Here is a 1,039-nt window from a genome sequence, read left to right as displayed (position 1 = left end):
GTTCAACGCGGTGTAATAGGAGCTCTGCATGGATAGCTTGTTATTTACAGCAACCTCCGGTGCAAGCCGAGTTCTTAAAGCGCAACACGTTCGTTCGAATAACTTGTCGAACGCGGATACCGCAGGTTTCCGTGCGGATATGGAACGTGTTCGTAGCGTGGAGTTACAAGGCCCGGGCTTTGATGGCCGAACCATGGTGGTCACAAACTCTGCATCAACGCGTTTTGATTCTGGCGACGTTGTGAAAACAGGTCGTGCGCTCGACGTTGCCGTCATGGGTGAAGGTTATCTTGCGGTAGAAACGCCAGCGGGTAACGAGGCTTACACGCGTGCCGGTAACATTCAAATCGATACCTTTGGCGCAATGTCTATCAACGGATTCCCGGTTGTGGGTGAAAACGGTCCGTTGGTGGTGCCTGATTATCAAAAAATCGAAATCAGTGAGCGTGGTCTTGTCTCGGTTATTCCACCGGGCGGCGGTGCAGAAATCGCAGTCGGCACATTGAAACTGGTGAAGCCAGAAATCAATCAGCTGCAAAAAGAGAGCGACAGCTTGCTTCACAGTGTTGATGGTGTGCCATTCGCAGCGGATGAAACCGTGCAATTGGCACCAGAACACATCGAAGGCAGTAACGTATCGGCGATCGATGAGCTGATCGGCGTGATGTCGCTAACGCGTAACTTCGAGATGCAAGTACGCATGATGAAAACTGCAGAAACGTTGGCGCAAGCCGGTAACAAATTAATGGCGGCGAGATAAGTCTCGCCCCAAAAGGAGATAACCAATGCATTCGGCATTATGGGTAAGTAAGACAGGTATGGCAGCGCAGGACACGAAGATGACTGCCATTTCCAACAACTTAGCAAACGTAAACACCGTCGGCTTTAAGCGCGACCGCGTTGTATTTGAAGACTTGTTCTACAGCATTCAGCGTCAGCCTGGTGCACCGGTGGATCAGGTAAACGAGCTGCCTAGCGGTGTTCAATTGGGTAGTGGTGTGCGCGTTGTTGGCACGCAAAAAGTGTTCACGCAAGGCAA

The 1,039-nt window shown here is 51.2% G+C and carries 2 protein-coding genes; both read left to right on the top strand.

Translation table 11 applies throughout. The annotated features are described in order from the left end of the window. Positions 1-28: 28 nt before the first annotated feature. Positions 29-760, top strand: a complete 732-nt coding sequence (locus R7127_RS26920) for a flagellar basal body rod protein FlgF (RefSeq protein WP_005464045.1) — start codon at positions 29-31, stop codon at positions 758-760. 25 nt (positions 761-785) lie between these two features. Beyond that, a partial coding sequence (locus R7127_RS26915) for a flagellar hook-basal body complex protein (protein ID WP_318148764.1) occupies positions 786-1,039 on the top strand: 254 nt, incomplete at its 3' end.

The sequence above is a fragment of the Vibrio sp. 1159 genome (assembly GCF_033340395.1).
GTDB classification, from domain to species: Bacteria; Pseudomonadota; Gammaproteobacteria; order Enterobacterales; family Vibrionaceae; genus Vibrio; species Vibrio alginolyticus.
This window is presented reverse-complemented; position numbering and strand designations above follow the sequence as displayed.

Bases quoted from the DNA above. Each gene is read 5' to 3' on its own strand.
- R7127_RS26920 (WP_005464045.1), top strand. From the start codon at position 29: ATGGATAGCTTGTTATTTACAGCAACCTCCGGTGCAAGCCGAGTTCTT.